General features: G+C 37.6%; 19 protein-coding genes and 1 pseudogene. 6 read left to right on the top strand and 14 right to left on the bottom strand.

Translation table 11 applies throughout. From position 1 onward, the window contains the following. The first annotated feature begins 11 nt into the window (after positions 1 to 11). Complete coding sequence (dgcR, locus tag ND855_RS18770; protein ID WP_265359733.1) at positions 12 to 911, top strand: diguanylate cyclase DgcR; 900 nt, start codon at positions 12 to 14, stop codon at positions 909 to 911. Positions 912 to 926: 15 nt separating this feature from the next. Further along, the gene (locus ND855_RS18765; RefSeq protein WP_265359732.1) at positions 927 to 1973 is read left to right on the top strand and encodes a serine/threonine protein kinase; all 1047 of its coding nucleotides are present in this window, start codon (positions 927 to 929) and stop codon (positions 1971 to 1973) included. A 2-nt stretch (positions 1974 to 1975) separates the two neighbouring features. Here the strand turns inward: ND855_RS18765 and ND855_RS18760 are convergent, their stop codons facing one another. The 6 genes from ND855_RS18760 to ND855_RS18735 all read right to left on the bottom strand — a co-directional run bounded on the left by ND855_RS18760 (position 1976) and on the right by ND855_RS18735 (position 5037). Further along, positions 1976 to 2761, bottom strand: coding sequence for a TrmH family RNA methyltransferase (locus ND855_RS18760; RefSeq protein WP_265359731.1), 786 nt, complete (start codon positions 2759 to 2761; stop codon positions 1976 to 1978). 58 nt (positions 2762 to 2819) lie between these two features. Beyond that, a complete protein-coding gene (locus tag ND855_RS18755) occupies positions 2820 to 3236 on the bottom strand; it encodes a type II toxin-antitoxin system VapC family toxin (RefSeq protein WP_100718584.1) in 417 nt (138 codons plus the stop codon). Further along, positions 3214 to 3474, bottom strand: a complete 261-nt coding sequence (locus ND855_RS18750; protein WP_265359744.1) for a ribbon-helix-helix protein, CopG family — start codon at positions 3472 to 3474, stop codon at positions 3214 to 3216. Before ND855_RS18750 ends, ND855_RS18755 begins: the two co-directional genes overlap by 23 nt. A 146-nt stretch (positions 3475 to 3620) precedes the next feature. Beyond that, positions 3621 to 4058: a PIN domain-containing protein gene (locus tag ND855_RS18745; RefSeq protein WP_265359730.1), complete on the bottom strand. Its 438-nt coding sequence runs from the start codon at positions 4056 to 4058 to the stop codon at positions 3621 to 3623. A 5-nt stretch (positions 4059 to 4063) separates the two neighbouring features. Further along, complete coding sequence (locus tag ND855_RS18740) at positions 4064 to 4369, bottom strand: type II toxin-antitoxin system Phd/YefM family antitoxin (protein ID WP_100726782.1); 306 nt, start codon at positions 4367 to 4369, stop codon at positions 4064 to 4066. A 131-nt stretch (positions 4370 to 4500) separates the two neighbouring features. Beyond that, positions 4501 to 5037, bottom strand: coding sequence for a dihydrofolate reductase family protein (locus ND855_RS18735; RefSeq protein WP_265359729.1), 537 nt, complete (start codon positions 5035 to 5037; stop codon positions 4501 to 4503). A 29-nt stretch (positions 5038 to 5066) separates the two neighbouring features. Here ND855_RS18735 and ND855_RS18730 point away from each other — a divergent pair, with 29 nt between their 5' ends. Then, the gene (locus ND855_RS18730) at positions 5067 to 5621 is read left to right on the top strand and encodes a TetR/AcrR family transcriptional regulator (RefSeq protein WP_265359728.1); all 555 of its coding nucleotides are present in this window, start codon (positions 5067 to 5069) and stop codon (positions 5619 to 5621) included. 147 nt (positions 5622 to 5768) lie between these two features. Further along, complete coding sequence (locus tag ND855_RS18725) at positions 5769 to 7547, top strand: PAS domain-containing sensor histidine kinase (protein WP_265359727.1); 1779 nt, start codon at positions 5769 to 5771, stop codon at positions 7545 to 7547. A 3-nt stretch (positions 7548 to 7550) separates the two neighbouring features. Here ND855_RS18725 and ND855_RS18720 read toward each other — a convergent pair whose 3' ends face one another. The 4 genes from ND855_RS18720 to ND855_RS18705 all read right to left on the bottom strand — a co-directional run bounded on the left by ND855_RS18720 (position 7551) and on the right by ND855_RS18705 (position 11824). Further along, on the bottom strand, positions 7551 to 8417 hold the full coding sequence (locus tag ND855_RS18720; RefSeq protein ID WP_265359726.1) for an efflux RND transporter periplasmic adaptor subunit: 867 nt from the start codon (positions 8415 to 8417) through the stop codon (positions 7551 to 7553). A gap of 10 nt (positions 8418 to 8427) precedes the next feature. Further along, positions 8428 to 10776 carry an ABC transporter permease gene (locus tag ND855_RS18715; protein ID WP_265359725.1) on the bottom strand — a complete coding sequence of 783 codons (2349 nt, stop codon included), beginning with the start codon at positions 10774 to 10776 and terminating at the stop codon, positions 8428 to 8430. Further along, on the bottom strand, positions 10773 to 11486 hold the full coding sequence (locus ND855_RS18710; protein WP_265359724.1) for an ABC transporter ATP-binding protein: 714 nt from the start codon (positions 11484 to 11486) through the stop codon (positions 10773 to 10775). The genes ND855_RS18715 and ND855_RS18710 overlap by 4 nt, the downstream gene beginning before the upstream one ends. Before the next feature lie 110 nt (positions 11487 to 11596). After that, positions 11597 to 11824 carry a DUF167 domain-containing protein gene (locus ND855_RS18705; RefSeq protein ID WP_265359723.1) on the bottom strand — a complete coding sequence of 76 codons (228 nt, stop codon included), beginning with the start codon at positions 11822 to 11824 and terminating at the stop codon, positions 11597 to 11599. Between the two features lie 108 nt (positions 11825 to 11932). On the opposite strand from ND855_RS18705, the gene ND855_RS18700 reads away from it, so the two are divergent. Both ND855_RS18700 and ND855_RS18695 read left to right on the top strand, forming a co-directional pair. Beyond that, a complete protein-coding gene (locus tag ND855_RS18700) occupies positions 11933 to 13297 on the top strand; it encodes a M43 family zinc metalloprotease (RefSeq protein ID WP_265359722.1) in 1365 nt (454 codons plus the stop codon). After that, on the top strand, positions 13298 to 13819 hold the full coding sequence (locus tag ND855_RS18695) for a HEAT repeat domain-containing protein (RefSeq protein ID WP_265359721.1): 522 nt from the start codon (positions 13298 to 13300) through the stop codon (positions 13817 to 13819). Positions 13820 to 14262: 443 nt separating this feature from the next. Here ND855_RS18695 and ND855_RS18690 read toward each other — a convergent pair. The 4 genes and pseudogenes from ND855_RS18690 to ND855_RS18675 form a co-directional block, all read right to left on the bottom strand. Beyond that, positions 14263 to 14697 (bottom strand): annotated as a pseudogene (locus ND855_RS18690) (integrase core domain-containing protein); the annotation flags it as partial. A 74-nt stretch (positions 14698 to 14771) separates the two neighbouring features. After that, positions 14772 to 15839, bottom strand: a complete 1068-nt coding sequence (locus ND855_RS18685; protein WP_265359743.1) for a transglutaminase domain-containing protein — start codon at positions 15837 to 15839, stop codon at positions 14772 to 14774. 300 nt (positions 15840 to 16139) lie between these two features. Further along, positions 16140 to 17051 carry an ArdC family protein gene (locus tag ND855_RS18680; protein WP_265359719.1) on the bottom strand — a complete coding sequence of 304 codons (912 nt, stop codon included), beginning with the start codon at positions 17049 to 17051 and terminating at the stop codon, positions 16140 to 16142. 291 nt (positions 17052 to 17342) lie between these two features. Next, the gene (locus tag ND855_RS18675; protein WP_265359742.1) at positions 17343 to 18440 is read right to left on the bottom strand and encodes a helix-turn-helix domain-containing protein; all 1098 of its coding nucleotides are present in this window, start codon (positions 18438 to 18440) and stop codon (positions 17343 to 17345) included. Between the last annotated feature and the right edge of the window lie 65 nt (positions 18441 to 18505).

The raw sequence follows: 18505 nt of genomic DNA, 5'->3' as shown, positions 1-18505 counted from the left end.
ACGATAGTTGAATGCCGAAAGGACTCAGAAAAATCCTAATCATTGAAGATTCTGAACTGCAACGGAAAGTTCTCAGTCGGTGGATTGCCAAAAACGGTTACACCGCGATTGAAGCTGAATCCATTTCCGTTGCACGGGAAAAAATTCTCAATGAACCAATCGATGTAGTCTTACTCGATTGGGAACTACCGGATGGGAATGGCATTGATTTAATATCAGATATACTTTCTACATCTCCAGTTGGTTGGCTTCCCATCATTATGGTAACAGGCCATACAGAACCCGAATATTTTAAATTAGCGATAGAGGCAGGGGCCACTGATTACATCACAAAACCTGCCAAAGAAATCGAATTACTAGCAAGAATTTTTAGTGCCTTACGAATTAAAGCGTTACATGACCAATTGCGTGAAACTGCAATTCGAGATGTTATGACCAATCTATATAATCGGCGTTATATGGAAGAACGAATCGAACAAGAATTCCAACGTTGCAAGAGGCATAATAGCCAATTAACAATGGCAATGATCGATATTGATAAATTTAAATCGATCAATGATACGTATGGGCATGAGATTGGGGACCAGGTGATCAAAAAACTTGCCCATGAATTGAAAAAAAGTTTTAGAAAATCAGACATCATCTCTCGCTTTGGTGGGGAAGAGTTTGTCATCCTTTTCCCGGAAACGGGCATCACCGATGCGACAAGGATTTTAGACCGTGTGAGAGAGAATGTATCCAAACTGGAGATGAAATCCGATACGGACCAAATTTTCCATTTTACGTTTAGTGGTGGAGTTGCTGGTGGAGATTTAACAGATTTTCATTCGAATCATGAATTGTTAAAAATAGTAGATAAAAATTTATACGAAGCAAAGTCTTCTGGTCGCAATAAAATCGTTAATTCGTAGAATCAGATAATCCACTTGAACCTCCATCATTCTTTTTACCAATTAACTCCTGATACAATCTTAAACGCGATCGAATCCCTTGGCTATGAAACTACCGGAAGGTATTTTGTTTTAAACAGTGTTGAGAATCGTGTGTATGATATCGAAACTCTGAAAGTTGGAAGGATTGTTGTTAAATTCTATCGACCAGGGAAATGGAACCAAAAACAAATCCTAGAAGAACATGCATTTTTACAAGAGTTAGCAGGAGAAGAAATCCCAGTTCTTGCACCGATTGCCATTGATGGAAAAACACTTTTCGAATGGGAAGGGATTTACTTTGCCATTTGGCCCTTACGCAATGGAAGGATAGTGGAAGAAATCCAATCGAACGATTTGGAACGAGTAGGGGCCTTACTTGGAAGGATCCATTCTGTTGGAAAACGAAGTCAGATCGTAAGTAGACCAACACTCGACATACCAAGTTATGGTCTTACTGCTCTGCAGTATATATTAGATAAAAAATTCATCACAAATTCTACATTGGCCGAAAGATACGAAAAGAATGCACGCAGTGCCTTTGCCATCTTTGAATCGTTGACAAACGAATACCAAATCCCTTCCCAAAGGATTCACGGTGATTGTCACAAAGGAAATTTATTAATCTCTCCCGATGGATTTAGCATTTTAGATTTTGATGATTTTTTACATGGACCCATTGTTCAAGATTTTTGGATGTTACTTCCGTTTGGGGAAGCAGATCGGAAACATGAGTTCTTTGATTTTTTTGCTGGTTATTGTATGTTTGCAGACTTTGATGAAAATTGGCTCAAACTAATTGAACCATTACGAATCATTCGATTCATCCATTATGCAGCATGGATTGGAAAACGATGGGAAGACCCATCGTTTCCATCACTTTTCCCTCATTTCGGAACAGAAGAATATTGGTTAAAAGAAACATTAGATTTAGAGAATGCAAATCGTGATTTAGATGATGCCAATCCTTCTCCCTCTGCACCAAAAGAAAACGCAGAACCAGAAATGACGAATAAAGATTTTTTTTGGGATTGGGATAACTAAATTTAGAGAAGGTGTGAAAGTGCCACAGCCAAGGCATGAGATACATTCAATGAATCGATTTTGTTTTTCATTGGGATGTAACCAATTACATCCGATGCATCTAGTACACTTTCTTCAATCCCGTTCGCTTCATTTCCAATGATCAGGACAAGGTTCTCTTGTTTTCCAATTTCTTGGATGGTTTTTGTTTTTGATAGATGATCAGAATTTTCCTTGGGAAGGGCGAGTGCGATTACATTTGCAGACCTCACTTGCAAGCGCTGAATCGACTCGGGTAGGCTTGTCGATTTGGCTACATGCAATTGGAAGATCGCACCCATGGAGACTCTGACAGAACGTCTGAGGTAGGGTGAAGCTGACTTGGTATCGAATAGAACTGATTGGATGCCAAAGGCTGCCGCACTGCGAAGGATTGAGCCTATATTTTCACTATCAACGATTGTATTGAGGATGAGGATGGGAAACGTCAGGTCTTTTTCCTTTGCCCATTTTTGTTTTCCAACCGCCATAAACCCTTGGTGTACATGGAACCCAATGGTTTCTTCAAAGATGGATTTATCGGCAACATAACACTTCGTTTCATCTTGTAATTTGGATGTGATGAGGTCTTTGTGTTTTTGCCAATATTTCTCTGTGCAAAAAACCGATTGGACTTCAAACTCTGATAAAAGTAATCGAACGGCTGTTTTTTCATGATCCGCAACGAATGTATCAGAAGGGGATTCCTTCGATTTCAGAAGCGAATAATCGGTGAGTCTTTCGTCAAGTGGGGTTAGGATTTTTTGCATGAGTCTATTTCTATCGTATGTGCACCTTCTCAAAATGCTGTTATGCACTTGGTCGGATTTAAACTTTAAAAAGGTTTTGTAAAAATTTCCCTTTTAAGTTTTTGTAAATCGAGAAGTCTGAATCAATACTAACGATTCGTTCGATTCCCATTTTTTCCGAAATACACATTAAGGAAGCATCAGCTAAATCCATAGGTAGATCTGAATACTTTCTCATTCGATTTTTAATATATTTAAGATCCTCGATATTTAAATCAAATATTTTGATACTTCCTCTTTCAATCCATTCAAGAAAGTCTGATTGTGCTTCAACTGAGAAAGAAAGCAGATAGATAACTTCGGTAATCACTGGCCACGAAGATACTAATTCACCATGATAAGATTTAAGAAATTTTAGAGTCTGTTTGTGGAACTTATCTTTCGAATTGAATAACGCAATGATAGGACCAGAATCAATGAGAGCTACGTTTTTCATTCTTCTTTCCGATTGCTTTCTGTAGGTAAACTTTTCGATTCTCTGCTAAATCAGAATTCCCAGAATCATATTTTCCAAACAAATCTAAACCTAATTCATAGGGAGTTTTGTTATTCCCATGACTTTTGATATAGTGCAGAATCGATTCCTTCACTATTTCTGTGCGACTTTTCCCTTCAGATTTTGCAAATGAATCTAGTTTTCTTTCTAGTTCTGGAGGCAGGCGTAGGCTGATCATAATTAAAAATGTAATACGGAAGTGTATTACAGTCAAGTCCTATTTTTCTTTTTCTCGGACTAGAGTTTTTTTCGTCTTTGCGCATAACTTTTGAAAGAGACGATGTTCCCTAGCCTTAAGTCCGGTTGTACAGCTTCCACACGATGTTATGCGACGTCTGGTCTTAATCCGAATTTTGCCGCTACTTCATTGACTCTAGTATCAAAACTATGAAATGCAAAGTTTGATGAATGCATAACATCTTTTAAAAAAATTGCAGTTGCAACATGGATACCATCTAAAGACCTACAATCTGCAATTTCCTTTTTTAATTCAATGATTGATTGAATACTCTCGTCAATTTTCATTAAGGAACATTCAGAAAGTAATTCTTTTAGAAGTTTTTCATGCTTTGAAAGCCATTGCGCAGAAAGGTTCTTTTTGTTATTTTTAAAGAATCTTCTTAAAACTATAGTCGCTTCTATTATGGTAAGGATAGAACTCACTTTTTCGCTAGGAGCATTCCAAATTTTTACTGCCTTATCGTTAAAATGATCCCCTAGAATGATAGAAAGTATAATACTAGTTTCAATATAGTAGATCATTTATATTAAAACTTATCTTCTTTTGAGTCTTGGTATAAGGCCCACCAATCACCTTGTTTTTTATGAGTTAGGTTTTGTTTTTGAATTTTACTAATTTGTGTGGATTTTCGTTTAGCAGGAATTAATTTTCCTTCGCTTGCAAGTTGATTCAGAATTTTTTGTACATTATTGTCGGAGTTTTCTTTTTCGGGATATTTGAGTTCTGCAACCACTCTGTTGTGCTCTGTTATGAGCACATTTTCGCCATTTTTAACTAATTCGATATACTGGCTAAGGTGAGATTTTAATTCGCGAATTCCGACCGATATCATAATATAAAATTGTGACCATTGTGACCACTTTTGTCAATTGATTTTCCTGTAGAAATTGTCTTTCATAGTCGTCTTAAATTAGGAATTTTAATATTTAACATTCACTTGACCGTCTTTGCACATAACATCCCTTATTTCACAATCTCATATTCAGTTTGGACAAATCCATTGGGAAAGGTTTGTGTTTTTCTATGTTTAAGATCAATCTCTCTCTCAATACCATTAAAGAGTGGGATCCCACTTCCAAGTATTATTGGAATTTGAGTGATTGTGATTTCATCCAATAGGGATTCTTTCAGAAACGACTGAATGAGTTTCCCACCGTCCACATAGACATTTTGGTACTGGTTCGATTCGAGAAAAGCTATGAGTTCTCGTAATGGGCGAGTGAAAATCGTAATCTGATGTTTCGATTCGATTTGGTAGTTTGGATTGTTTGATACCACGATGACAGGTACGTTTTCGAACGGATAGGGTTCGAACTGTAAAACAGTTTCAAACGTGATTCGACCCATCACGATACAATCGATGGATTCCATAAACTTCTCATATCCGAAGTCTTCGTTTTCTAGTTGGTATTTTTCCGCGTGAAGCCAGTCGACAGATCCATCTTTTTTTGCAATAAATCCGTCTAGGCTACTTGCAATATATGCTTTCAATGATATCATATTTCTACACTGTAGAAATTATTCTGAAAATGAAAGAAAAAATCACAAATCAGGCCTTACGTTTGCTAAAAAAAGAAGGGTTAAAATCCTTTAGTATGCGAAAACTCGCAGAAAAATTATCAATCGATCCGATGACAATCTACTATTACTTCAAAAATAAAGACCAACTATTGGCGGAACTTGTGGATGTGGTCTTTCGCAAATTTTATGAGGGATTACAATTGGAGGAAGGAAGAGCGAAAGAGAAGGAAAAACTGGAATCAGTTCTTATCGAATATAGATCGTTTTTTATCCAATACATTGATTTGTCATTGTATCTGATCCAAAGTCCAAACAAGGAATATCCGGCAGTGAAACTGTTAAATGATTTGATTTTGGATTTGATCCAATCCTCAAGTCCATACGAGAATCCAGAACTCACTCGTGACATTTTAATTGATTTCATTCATGGGAACGCACTCTCTGTTTCCAACAAGCCGCGGAAAGGATCGAAGGTTAGAACCAAACAAAACCAAAACGATCCATTTAGAGAATCACTCACAATCCTCTTTAATCGTTTGTTTTATAACACTCGTTTGACCTAAACTGAATTTGTTCCAACCTTTTCTAGTGGAACTACTAGATTGGAATCATTCTGAATTGAATCACAATCTCTAATAGGGATTTAAAATGAGTTGCGTTTCGCATCTTGTCATTTTTCTATACAAATACTCGTTATCTTTTCGCACTTCATGAACTTAGATCCAAGAACAGTTGTATTCATTAATATTGTCGGATGTCTTATGATGTCTCTTGGACTCTGGTTTGCATCGGGTTATTATTTTAAAAAACTCAGGATGGTGAAGGCATGGTCCCTTGCGACTTTGTTGCAAGGCATTGGATGGATTGTGATGGGGGCTCTTCGCGGTCAAATCCCTGATTGGATCTCCATTAGTTTTGGAAATACTTTCATCTTCTTATCAATTGTATCTTACCATGCGATCATTGTGAATTTATTTGGGAAAAAATCAAATTGGAAAGTAAGTGTTTTTTTTGCAGTGGTGTTCTTTGTCACGATAGCCCTCTACCAGTTTTCAACCTTCCCACAACAATACCGAATCTCGATTCTTTCCATATTTCCGAGTGTCTATTTCCTTCTCACAGCAAAAACGATCTTTGTAGAAAATAGGAAACAACAGCTAACAGGAAACTTTCTGTTTTATTTTTTTCTCTTCAGTGGTTTATTTCTGTTAGGTCGATCGCTCGTTTATGCATTTACAGAAGTCTCAGTCACTCAAATTGCTTTTGGGAAAGGTCCGATCCAAGACGTTACTTATTTATTTTTTTATATTATTTCTGTGCTAATGACATTCGGCTTTTTATTGCTATGCATTGATATTTTTATCAAAGGCCAAATCCAAGACGAAGAGAAATATAAATCACTCGCCGAAAATTCTACCGATATCATTTGGGTTTGGAATTTTGATTTAGAAAAGTTTACCTATGTGAGTCCTTCCATCACGCAAGTGACTGGGTATACCATTCAGGAAGCATCGGATCACCACTTATCGAATACATTCACACAAGATTCTTATCTGCAATTGAAGGAACTGCTCCTCCCCCGTATGGAAGATTTTCGGTATTCCGGTATGAAAATCCCGTATGCATATGAATTGGAACAAGTGCGAAAAGATGGATCTACGATCTGGATTGAAGCCAATACTGTCTTTCAAAAGAACCAAAACTCTGAAATAGAATTACTCGGTGTCTCTCGTGATATTGATGGAAGGAAAAAATCACAAGCGGAGATGAATCATTATTTTAAGGAACTGCAATTATTAAACCAAACAAAAGATAAATTTTTCTCCATCATATCTCATGACCTAAAGGGACCTATTGGTGGCATGAACACGTTTATTGGTATGTTAATGGAAGATATGGAGACTAGGTCTCCGAAACGGATGCGAAATGATCTGAATATTTTATACCAATCATCCGGTGAGGTTTATGCGTTACTTGAAAATTTATTAACTTGGGCTAGGTCTCAAACCAATGAGATTTCATTTTTACCAGAAAATGTATCTGTAAAATCATTGGTGGATACTGTTATCTCTTACTTTACGTTTATGACGGAAAATAAAGGGATACGCATTCAGAACTTAGTTGAGAATGACACTGTTGTTTTTGCAGATGAGAATATGTTGGAAACGATTTTAAGAAACTTAGTATCCAATGCGATTAAGTATTCTCATGTCGGTGGACAGGTGATCGTTTCAGCGAAACCAATTGATGGGAATGTTTCCATCCAAGTCGAAGATTTTGGAACAGGGATTTCAGATGAAATTCGAAGTACGTTCTTTCAAATCGATGCAAAACAAAAGAGTATGCCGGGAACCTTAGGGGAACGAGGCACAACTCTTGGTTTGATCTTATGTAAGGAATTTATCGAAAAAAATCACGGGAAAATTTTTGTGGAGAGTGAAGTAGGGAAGGGATCTAAATTTTACTTCACTCTGCCCAAAGGCAAATAAGGTTTACTCAGCGATTACTTTTGTTCCATTTGAGATCCCATCACCTGGATACAAAATGATGGATTCTCCTTCTTTCAAACCTTCTTTGATGAGACTAATCCCTTCACTTTGGTGTTCTACCGTCACAAAGCGTAATGTTGCCTTTTTCTTTTCAACCGTATACACTGCCCATTTGTCATCTTGTCGGAAGAGTGCGGAACTTGGTATGAGAATCGAGTTTGGTTTTTCAAAGAGAATGATCTTACATTCTAATTCATAACCATCACCCATTCCATTTGGTGGATCAAATGCGATCGAAATGGGAACTCTTTGTTCTTCCACTCCAAGCGAAGAGATCTTGGTAATGGCTGCGGGTTCTATATTTGCGATTTTCCCTTTTAAGATTTGATCCCCAAATCCAGAAAGATTCACAGGGTCACCAAGTGTGAGCTCAGGCATATCTTCAGTTAAAACATAAGCAATGATTTCCAGTTTCGAAAGGTCACCATAGTCTAAGATCCTTTCTTCCATGGCGATTGGGCCTGCACTTTCTCGGTATACTTTAAGGATATGGCCATTCGCACTTGCCTTCACTGTTTTGACAATGTCCCAATCAACAGTGAGTAAGGTCATACCTTTCTTCACTTGGTCACCCGCATGGAGCTCCACCCTTCGCATCACCCCATTGACTGGAGAATACACAGTGTACAATTCTTTGATCTTTGATTTCCCTTGGACGGAGAGGATTTGTTGGTACGTTCCTTTGGTTACTTGGGAAATTTCAACTGGTTTGGGATTCTTACGTAAGAGTAAAAAAGAGAAACCTAAGAATAATAAAACTCCAATTCCAATTTTTGCGTTCTTAGATTTTAAAATTTCTACGAAGTCCATTTGCATCATTTTACTCCCTTACCTTTAAAACACTTAATAAATCCATGGTTTTTAATTTTCTAAATACAATCAAATAGCTAATGCCCGCTGTGAATACTGCAAGTAGGATTGAATAATAGTACGTAGAAGGGTAAATCATTGCGGGAATTCGGAACCCTTCTGTTTCATTGCTATTTAAGATCACATTTGCCAATTGGTATCCAAAGATACATCCAATGGGAATGGCACATAGAATTTGCCATGATAATTCCCAAGCAATGATGGCAAATACCTCTTTTAACGTGAATCCTAAAATCCGCAAACTTCCTAATTCATAAATCCTTTCTGATAGAGTGATCATTGCCGTATTGTAGATCACTCCAATGGATATGATGACAGTAAAAATAAGGATGATGACAGAGGTAGATTGTAAGGATCTCTGCATCACTTCTTGGAAACCTTTGAGGATGGCCGTTTTGGAAAAAAGACCTATGACGAGTGGATCATCTTTAAATTCTTTGATTAACGCAATGTCTTTGTTTGGATCCGTTTTTAACAAAGCCGTATTGATGAGATTCCCTTCCTCTAAGATACGATTTAGATTCTCTTTGTTTATGAATACACCTTGTCCCAAAATTTCATTGGCAAAGGAAGTGACTTGGACAGAAAATTTCTTTTTTTCACCATCGAGTGTTTCGATTTGAATCGTTTCACCCATATGGATGTCCATACGTTTTGCTAAGTCTTGGTTTACCATGATTCCAGAGATTGGAATTTGTAAGGGTTTTAAATCCTGTCCGAGGATTTTTCTTAATTCGGAATTGTCAGGTAGACCTGTGAGGACAATGTCTTTACTTTTCCTATCCTTTGTCATCTTAATCGGAATGGATCTTTGCCCTTCTGCGAGGAATACTCCATCCATCTCTTTCAGTTCGAATAAAACAGACTCTGAGATGGGATTCCGAAATGTTAATGTCAGTGTCTCCCGTTGGATGGTATTAAACTGCAAATCCAAAAGAGATCCAACGGTATCTTGGATGAAGTTTCCAATGATCATAATCATAATGGATGTAGATAAACCAAGGATGGTTAAGAGTGTCCGCATGGGTCGTTTGAATAAGTTTCGGAGTACCATTCGTTGGATGGTTTGCATATTAGTGATCCATGATTCCCAAAATGCGATGGAATATTTCCCTGGTGGAGCAGGGCGCATGGCTTGTGCAGGGTCTAGTTTGATGATGCTATATAAGGAAAAAAGAGTACCGATCCCTCCAATCAAAATTCCAAAGAAAAAACTAAACAACATCAGAAGAGGTGGGAATACAGGAACCAGATGTGGGAATTTATAAAATTCTCCGTATAAGTTTGTCATCGCAGTCCCAAGCAGATAGCCAATGAAAATTCCAAGTAAACTACTAATCGCTGTGATGAACGAAATGAGTTTTAGGTAATGGAAAACTATTTGTAAGGCAGTGTATCCTAACGCGCGTAAGGTTGCGATTTGTTCCCTTTCTTTTGTGATGAGACGATTGGAGATAATGTGTAATAAAAAGGCCGCGATAGCAAGGAAGATCCCAGGTAGGAAGACAGCCGTTGTCCTCAGTTGTCTAAACTCATCGTTTAGAAAGGATTCCGAAGGGATAAACTTCCGTTCTTTGGCACCAAGGCCACCGTATTCCTCGAGGATTAAATCTAAGTCGTGTAATGTTTTTTTTCGATCCAATGGATCTTTTGTGAGTTGGAATACCACCTGATTGAAGGAGGATTCAAAATTAAAATTGGCTTCGATTGCCTCGCGTTTCATCCAAAAGATTCCATAGTGTTTGTCATCAGGGAGAGGGTTCCCTGGACGAAAGACATAGACAAATTCTGGAGAGAGTCCAATCCCTGTGACCGTAAGAAGAACACGTTTCCCTCCAATGATGGTCGATAATTCGGCGCCAGGTTCTAAATCATTTGCTTTGGCAAAACTTTCGCTGATCACCACTTCTTGGTTTTGTTTTGGTAATGAACCTTTCGTTAAATAGATGGTATTGATGTGGTCTGTGACTGACAAGAGTTGTGCTGCGGAAGGATACACTTCAGTTGGAAAATCTAAAACAATCTCTTTTGAAATCCTAGTTTCGAAACTGGTAATCCCAGGAAGGTCTGCAATTTTTCGTTCCAAAAAATTTGGAGCCCGGTTCAAATACACAAACCCATCACATAAACTTTGTTTGCTGTAAAATTGTTCCTTTGCTTGTAATAACGAAAAGTAGGAGGACCAGGAAGCGGAGAAATAACTGAGACCTGCAGCGATGACAAGTCCAACGGTTAAACCTTGTAAGGAGATCGTTTTTAGATCTCGTAACAGTTTTAAATTGAGAGTAGAGCCGATCACCAACTCACCTCGGATACTGATTTTTTATGATGATTTTTTGCGTCAGAAACAATGGTTCCGTCTTTCACGAGAATGATGCGGTCTGCTATTTGAGCGATTGATTCATTATGGGTGATCACAACAGTTGTGGTTCCTAGGTCTTTGTTGATCCCTGTGATTGCTTCTAATACAATCCTTCCTGTTTTAAAATCCAAGGCTCCCGTTGGTTCATCACATAACAAGAGCTCCGGTCTTTTGGCAATGGCTCGTGCGATGGCCACACGTTGTTGTTCGCCACCTGAAAGTTGGGCCGGGAAGTGGTCTTTTCTCTCTGCTAATTTTACGAGAGTGAGAGCTTCGAGAGGTGTCATTGAATTCTCTGAAAGATCGGTCACGAGTCTTACGTTTTCTTCTGCTGTCAAACTTGGGATTAAGTTATAGAACTGAAACACAAATCCAACATGGTTCCTTCTGTAGAGTGTAAGGCCTTCATCTGACTCGAGTGCTAATGTGTTTCCATGGAATAAAACTTCGCCTGTAGTGGCTGTATCCAAACCACCTAAAATATTGAGAAGGGTAGATTTGCCAGACCCTGATGCCCCTAACATGACAACGAGTTCCCCTTCAAAAAAATCGACATTGACGGAATGAAGGGCAACGAGAGGTACTTCACCAACTTGGTATGTTTTTCCGAGGTTCTTGGTTTGGAGAAGTGCTGAAGGGTGTTTCATCTTATGTTTCCAGAAATCGAGTGGATTGTCAATTTGTACAGATTACTCTTTTATAACAATCCTGTGAACAGAAAAACTGAAACGTAATAGGAGTAGGTAATTGATACTTATCAATCCAAATTAGAGATTTCCACGATTTTTATGTTGGAAACATGGCCGGAAATGATTTCGATATCCTTTTTTGTGACTCCGAAATGTTTTGATAGAAGACCAACTAATTCTTGATTGGCTTTGCCTTTGATTGGCAAGGATTTTAATTTTGCAATGCATTCCTTCTCGGATTGAAATTCCAGGCTTTGAGTCTTTTGGTTTGCTTTCACTTTCACTGAAATTTTCATTTTGAATCTAATCCGTGGAACAGCCGATATATGGCAAAAAAATTCTTTTCAGATTAAAAGAATTGAATATTTAAGAAAAATCCAACGATTTGAATTGTTGAATTATATATGCGAAAGTACAATATCCTAATTCTTTTACCTATCCTTCTTTTTCTAGGTGATTGTGTCAAAAAGAAAGCCGACTCAGGTATCCCTGACAATGTTCTGTCATTCCTTCTCATAAACTCCTTATTCAATTCTAGCACTGGCCCGTGTACGACAAAGGAAACGATACAACCCATTCCCATTGGTGCTTGGTCTCCCAATGGAGATCTATTCCAATATACCTCAATTTATCCGGTTACTTTGAACAAAGTACGTCCAATGGTCCAAGTCATATTAGAAAATGCTGACTCACTTCCAGGTGGAGTATTCCCTCTATGGTATTTGGATCGAAATAATCCTAGCACTGGCTTTTTGAATAAAGACGTAGCAACTTATATTGGTTATAATACCCATACTTCAATGTTACCTTATGCAAAGGATACTTCGTATGCAACAAGTCCTGCCGTTTCCATTTCCAATACGGTAGACATTTCTCAACCATTGGGAGTTGATTTTAATTTCGAAAATCCTGCAGGTGCGAAGGTCACCTTCGTGAATTCCTGTCGTAAATTGGACATTGATGAATCCAATTTTCAAACTTCAACCGCCCTCAGTTCTATGAGTGGTTTAAACCAATTCTGGAACTCAGAAAAAAAATTGAATGTTAATCTAATCTTTGTGAATGGAGCAGCATACCCAATCCAAACAGAACAAGCTATTGAAGTTGCCTTGAATCGATGGAAAGAAAATTATGCAAAGTCTTCCGTCAGAATCAAACTCAATGTGTCCGTGATGTCAGCACAGTTACCTGGTTATGATTTGATTGTTGATCTTGGAACCGAGACTGGATTTCCAGGGAGTCTAGGTGGATTGTTTCAAACAACGAGTTATGTGGGCAAACAGAATGCTCTCAATGTTTTTATCGTCAGAGAGGAAATCCAATATGGTGGCGTACTTGGTGTGTCAGGTGGGATTCCAGGTCCTGCGACACTTCTCGGAACCAAACAATCAGGGATTGTTGTCTTTGTCGATGCACATCGATTGTATTCCAATCCTGGAGAACTCTTGACTTACGATGAACAAGTATTGCTCGGTGAAACCTTATCTCATGAAGCAGGACACTTCTTAGGACTTTGGCATGTCACAGAAGCGTATGGAGATAGTGGATCTATTGCCGATAGAGATCCACTCAGAGACACACCTACATGCAGTATTTCCAATGACATCAATTTCAATGGAATTATCGATTTAAATGAATGTTTGGGGGGAAGTGGAACAAATTCAGGCGGGCGAAATATGATGTTTTGGTCTGGAGCAGTTGGTTTCACACAAGGAGAAATCACGGCGGAACAAGGATGGATTCTTAGATTGAATCCTTTGGTATATTAAATGAAACAAGTTCGATTCTCATTCATCATTTTAAGTCTCTGTATCTTTGTAATGTTTCCAATCAGTGCAGACGATTTAGATCTCCAAACATACCAAAAGATCAAAGAGATTCTTTCGAACTCTCACCACCAAGAAGAAGGTGAGGTTTACAAAGAAAGAATTGGAAAAGTGACAGATGTTCCTTTGCCTTATTTGATTCAAATTGCACAATCCAAAGATAACTATGTTTTCATCCGTGCAAGAGCGATTCGTTTAATGGAATTGTACCAGAATCCTACAAGCCAAGGTGCTCTTGAAAAAACCATTGAAGACAGCCATGAAAACTCTCATCTTCGAAAACTTGCCATCCACACCTATTCAAGGTTTTCCAAAATTGATCCAAACAGACAAACTCAATTCATCAAGAAGTTTGAATCCGACAAAGAGTTAGGAACAGTAGCAAAGAATACGAAGAAAACAAATCTGAATCCAAAACCGAACCAAATTGATCTAAACAAGTTAAAACAAATGAATCGAAACTGATTTTGTTTTTGCGTACAGCGTTTCCAGCACCTAATATTGATTAGGGAGGAAAATCTATCTCTAAAATTCGACAATACACCCTCGTTTCCTGTCGAATTTGTCGAATTTTGATTCCAAATACATCGCAGAGGATCACTTCAGATAGTTTGAATTTCTTAGGGTGCTGCATTGGTTTTAGAGTATCTTAATGATTGCATGTCTTTCGTCCAAAGTAAGCACCATTTTGAACATCCCTTCGAGTGTTTGAATGGTCATCAACCATGAAGAGGTAAACTTTACTTCGAATACTTTTACTTTTGAAGCATTATTTTAATTTGGAATACTATCTATTTTGATGCAGTATACTACGTGCGATAATGTATATTATGTCGCATTACATATGATAGCTGGTGTGCAGAGAGGCACATCGGTAACACTTTAGATCACTCACATAGGTGACACTTTTACTCGTCAATTCTATACAACAACCTCTGGTATTTCAACACTTTACTCGTATACAAATCTAAAATTCCAAGGATTGCGTTCGCAAAATAAAGACCACAATGCCTGTCAGAGACCTCTTCAAAGCCAACCACCTCTTCAATAAAAGGATTTCCAAAGAAGATACGATGGGATCCATATTGAGCAAAACCACTTTCATGAACTTTATAAGTGATAATATGAGTTGGATAAGCGACTTCCAGAATCTTTTTGGGAAACTCACGTATGGATGGTTTGTATACTTTGGAAGGAGTTAAGAAATCCAAAGCTTCATGAGGACGTATATTATTAAACTCATCGCAAAAGTTATCAAAGGCTCTCTGTTGGGCATTTAAACTTTATTTTGGAGGAAGAGCCGTTTCTTCTTTAAGAGTTCTGTGCATTCTTTCATGACGACCATAAATTTGATGAAAATTTTATTCTCATTTCATATAATATTCTGCAATCGTTGGCCAGCGATCATTACCAACATCTATTTGATTGTTAATTTTCCTTTTGGAAAATAGTTACGAATATAAAAATCATTATTATCTCGATTCAAATAATAAGTCCATTTACCATTCCCATCTACAAAGGCGATCCGATTCACACCAGGAACTGTGAATTGAAAATCATACATCTGATTGGCGTTCAAAAACTTTAGGATAGGATCATGGATTATATGGTTACCGGAATATATGGTAACAAACTGATTAAAAGGATTGCCCCCACTAAAGACGACCTTATATTCCAAAAGAAAAGGCAAACCTCCTTTCTCATTTGCATATTTCGCATATAGTTGTAGCGAATAGGTTCCTTTTCCTGGAGAAGTAACATAGATTCCATAACTATTTTTAATCTTTGATACAAAGTAATATTTATCGGATTGATTCAACTTTGCATGAATTTCTAGGTTTTCAGTTGTATCAAAGAAAATCGATATGATTGCTTCACCTCGAATTATATTTTGATTATAATTAATATTATTAATTCCAAATTTGAAATACTCACTGCTTTTCCTAACTGTTCTGTGAAATTCAGATTTTGATATCGCTTTGTCTAACAATTGCCATTTAGAATTAGCTGGTAAATGATCATTAATAAAATATTCAGGAGGTGTTAAGAAATAAAAGTCATTAAACTGTTTTTGATCTTGTAAGATTGTATCTCCACCAGACGCCCAAGTTACATCGATAAGTTTCCATTGTCCTCCAATTTTCACTGCATTCCACGCATGATTGTTGCTTCCGAGTGGTTTATTCGGATCATAACCAAAACCTTTTCCATGACCAATAACTTTTACACTTTCTAAGCCAGATCTTGCTGCAAGTTCATTGAAAAGATTTGCATAACCTTCACAAACTGTTAGCTTTGTTTCCAAAACATGTGATGCGTCCATCGGATTCTTCAAATAAGTTCCAGATTGAAGAGCATACCAATCATATCGAATGTTCTGCGATATCCACCGAAAAATAGCACGTGCTTTCGCTCGTTCCGTTACAAAAGAATAAGTTAAATGATATGCAAGCGAATCTAAATCGGTTTCAACTTCTCGTGGTATTGAAAGTGCGTGTTTATCAATATATTCGTTATTCCATTCTCGATCTAAATTGATGTTGGTTTTGGATTGAGAGGATGATTTTGCCTAATTTTTCTTTTGAGCACTTGCGGTACATTGGCAAATGATCGCAAGAAAAAGAATTAAATGAAAAAATCGAAGTTTTTTCATTTAATAAAAGTTTCAAAATCCTTCATTTTTTCAGTATATAGGTTAGGTAGGATAAATTAACTTAATTCTCAACAAATATTCTACCAATTGATTCTCATTAAAAATCTTTCTCATGCACTCTCTCTAAACAAATCATCCCCCCACCCCTTTATTCGCTTCCTTCTTCAAATATTCCACAGCTTCCATGGCAAGATATCCTGCTTTAACAATCGCTCGTGGATTGTTTTCCAAGATCCTAAGCCAAGACCCAATGTATTCTTTATGCTGCAAGTCTCCGCTAAATCCAAATTCGCCAGCAAAGATCGCCGAACAAAGTTCCGCGACTAATTCTTCAAAAGCATAATTCCGAAGACCATCAGATAAATCTCGATTCAATCTGTGAAAAGCTCCAGTCCAATGACCTAACTCATGTAAGTAGGTAGTCCAGTAGTCAGCCTCGGTATTGAAAAATTCTTTTTTTGGCATCCAAATGGTATCCGATCGGAAAACATATGCTGCTCGATCATTTTCGATCTCTTCCATCTTATGTTTGATCGATTTCACAAAATGAGAAACGCTTTCGGGAGCATTTTGAACCGTCATCTTTACAAACAAATGATATTCACTATCAGGAACATTCACCTGAGCAATGTTTAAAACAGGATATGCCTTATGCACCAAACAAGATTTATATTTGATTTCAGTTTCTTCTTGTTCATCGTCGCCACCTTCAACTGCAGATTTCTTTTTGGGAATGATTGGAATTTGAACATGACAAGGGTATAAAACTTCTGTTTTTGTCGATTCCCCTGCTTTCAATGAATAACCGAGTTTTTTCCATTGGCACTCAGTGGCCCAAACGGGATAAGTAAACCCGAACTTCACTAAGTCATTGGTGAGCCAAAAGGTATTCAGTAAACCATAGTACTTGTATGTATATGCATTCATTGGAAATCCAAAACTCCGCCAAGGTTTGACCCACTTCTGAAGACTGCCTGACTGGATCGCCTCCATCACATCCTTTGTAATACTTTTAATAATTTCCTTTGATTTGTTCTGTTTCATACAAATGGATGTAAGGCCAACGGAGAAAGTGTCACAATTTTTGGAAAAAAGTAACGGTTGGATTCATTGGCAAACAGAACAGAATATAAGTGTTACCTAGGACAAAAAAGAGATTGGGTTGTAAAAAATTCAGATCTGGATTCGGGAGAAATGAATCAGAATCGTTGAAAAGCTTTGTTTTAAAGAAGTTTGGAATGAAATAACATCAGAAACCTGAACCGAAACAGAATGAGATTCACGGAATCAATTTTGAAATTTAAGAAAAAAAGGAAGAAGATGCTCCCCCTCCTCCTACCTTCTCCTCTCTCCTTTTCCCACTAACTTCGCATAATCACTCGGCGACATTTTCTTCAATGACTTAAAAGCTACATTAAAGTTTGCTTTTGAATTGAACCCAACTTGGTACGCAAGTGACAACAAATTGACCTTTGGGTTTTGTTCGATCATTTTGCAAACTTCTGCAATTCGGTATTCATTCACCAATCGATTGAAGTTCATTCCTAAATACGCATTGATGTACTCACTCAATTGGTAGTCCTTAATCCCTAATCGTTCCGATAGATTGGATAAATTGATCGTTTCTTCTCGGTAAACGAATTCTTGTTTTAGCAAATGGTCTATGTCTTGTTGTAATTTTTCTAAATTGAGATTTAGGATTCTAGAAGTGCGATAGGATTGCCGTAGGCCTGGTAAAATATCTTTAAACAACTCATGATTGATTTCCGTTCCAATAAAGGCAAAGACTGCCATGAGTGTGGCGATCCCTGCTGTAAAATAAATCCCTGAGTTCCAACGAAATAAAGTGCTTACAAAAATAAAACTAGCGAATGTTATGTTTCCTTTTAAGATCATCCCCAAAACCCGAACACCAAGTTTTGCTTCCTCATTTGGATTGTTGTAAAGGATATGTCGATACTGGTAAATCATCCATAAGAAACTGATTACCCAATACAAACAACCAAGTAAGGCAAAATATTCCGGAATGGAAAAGGGAAGTCCGGTAAAACTATCATTCATGGATTGTTCTAACGATTGCGGATAGAAGATTTGTAAGGAAACAAGTAGTACAATCACAACAAATGTTGGGTACAATCGTTTGAGCTTACCGATAGGGACTGGTTCTGTACTTAAGAACTGTTCAATGGTATACTGCATACTCCCTGGAATCAAATAGATGATGGGCACATACCCATGATTCAGGAGTGGGAATTCAAATTCGAATCCAGCAAACAATCTATAGGCGTAAATGATAAGTGTCCCGCCAGAAAAAGCCGCAATCATTGCGAAGGGAAACCCTTTGGAACCTTTCTCTTTTACGAGGATTCCGATTCCTAAAACAAAATGATACCAAGCACCAAATTGGAGCCAAGACCCCATAAATTCAGACATACGACAAAAGTCGGACAATATGCACGGATTCGTCAACTGTTTGGAATTGCGAGTGTCCGAATAAA

The organism is Leptospira paudalimensis, assembly GCF_026151345.1.
Lineage (GTDB): Bacteria > Spirochaetota > Leptospiria > Leptospirales > Leptospiraceae > Leptospira_A > Leptospira_A paudalimensis.
Note: the sequence above shows the minus strand (reverse complement) of the source record. Positions and strands in the feature narration are given on the sequence as shown.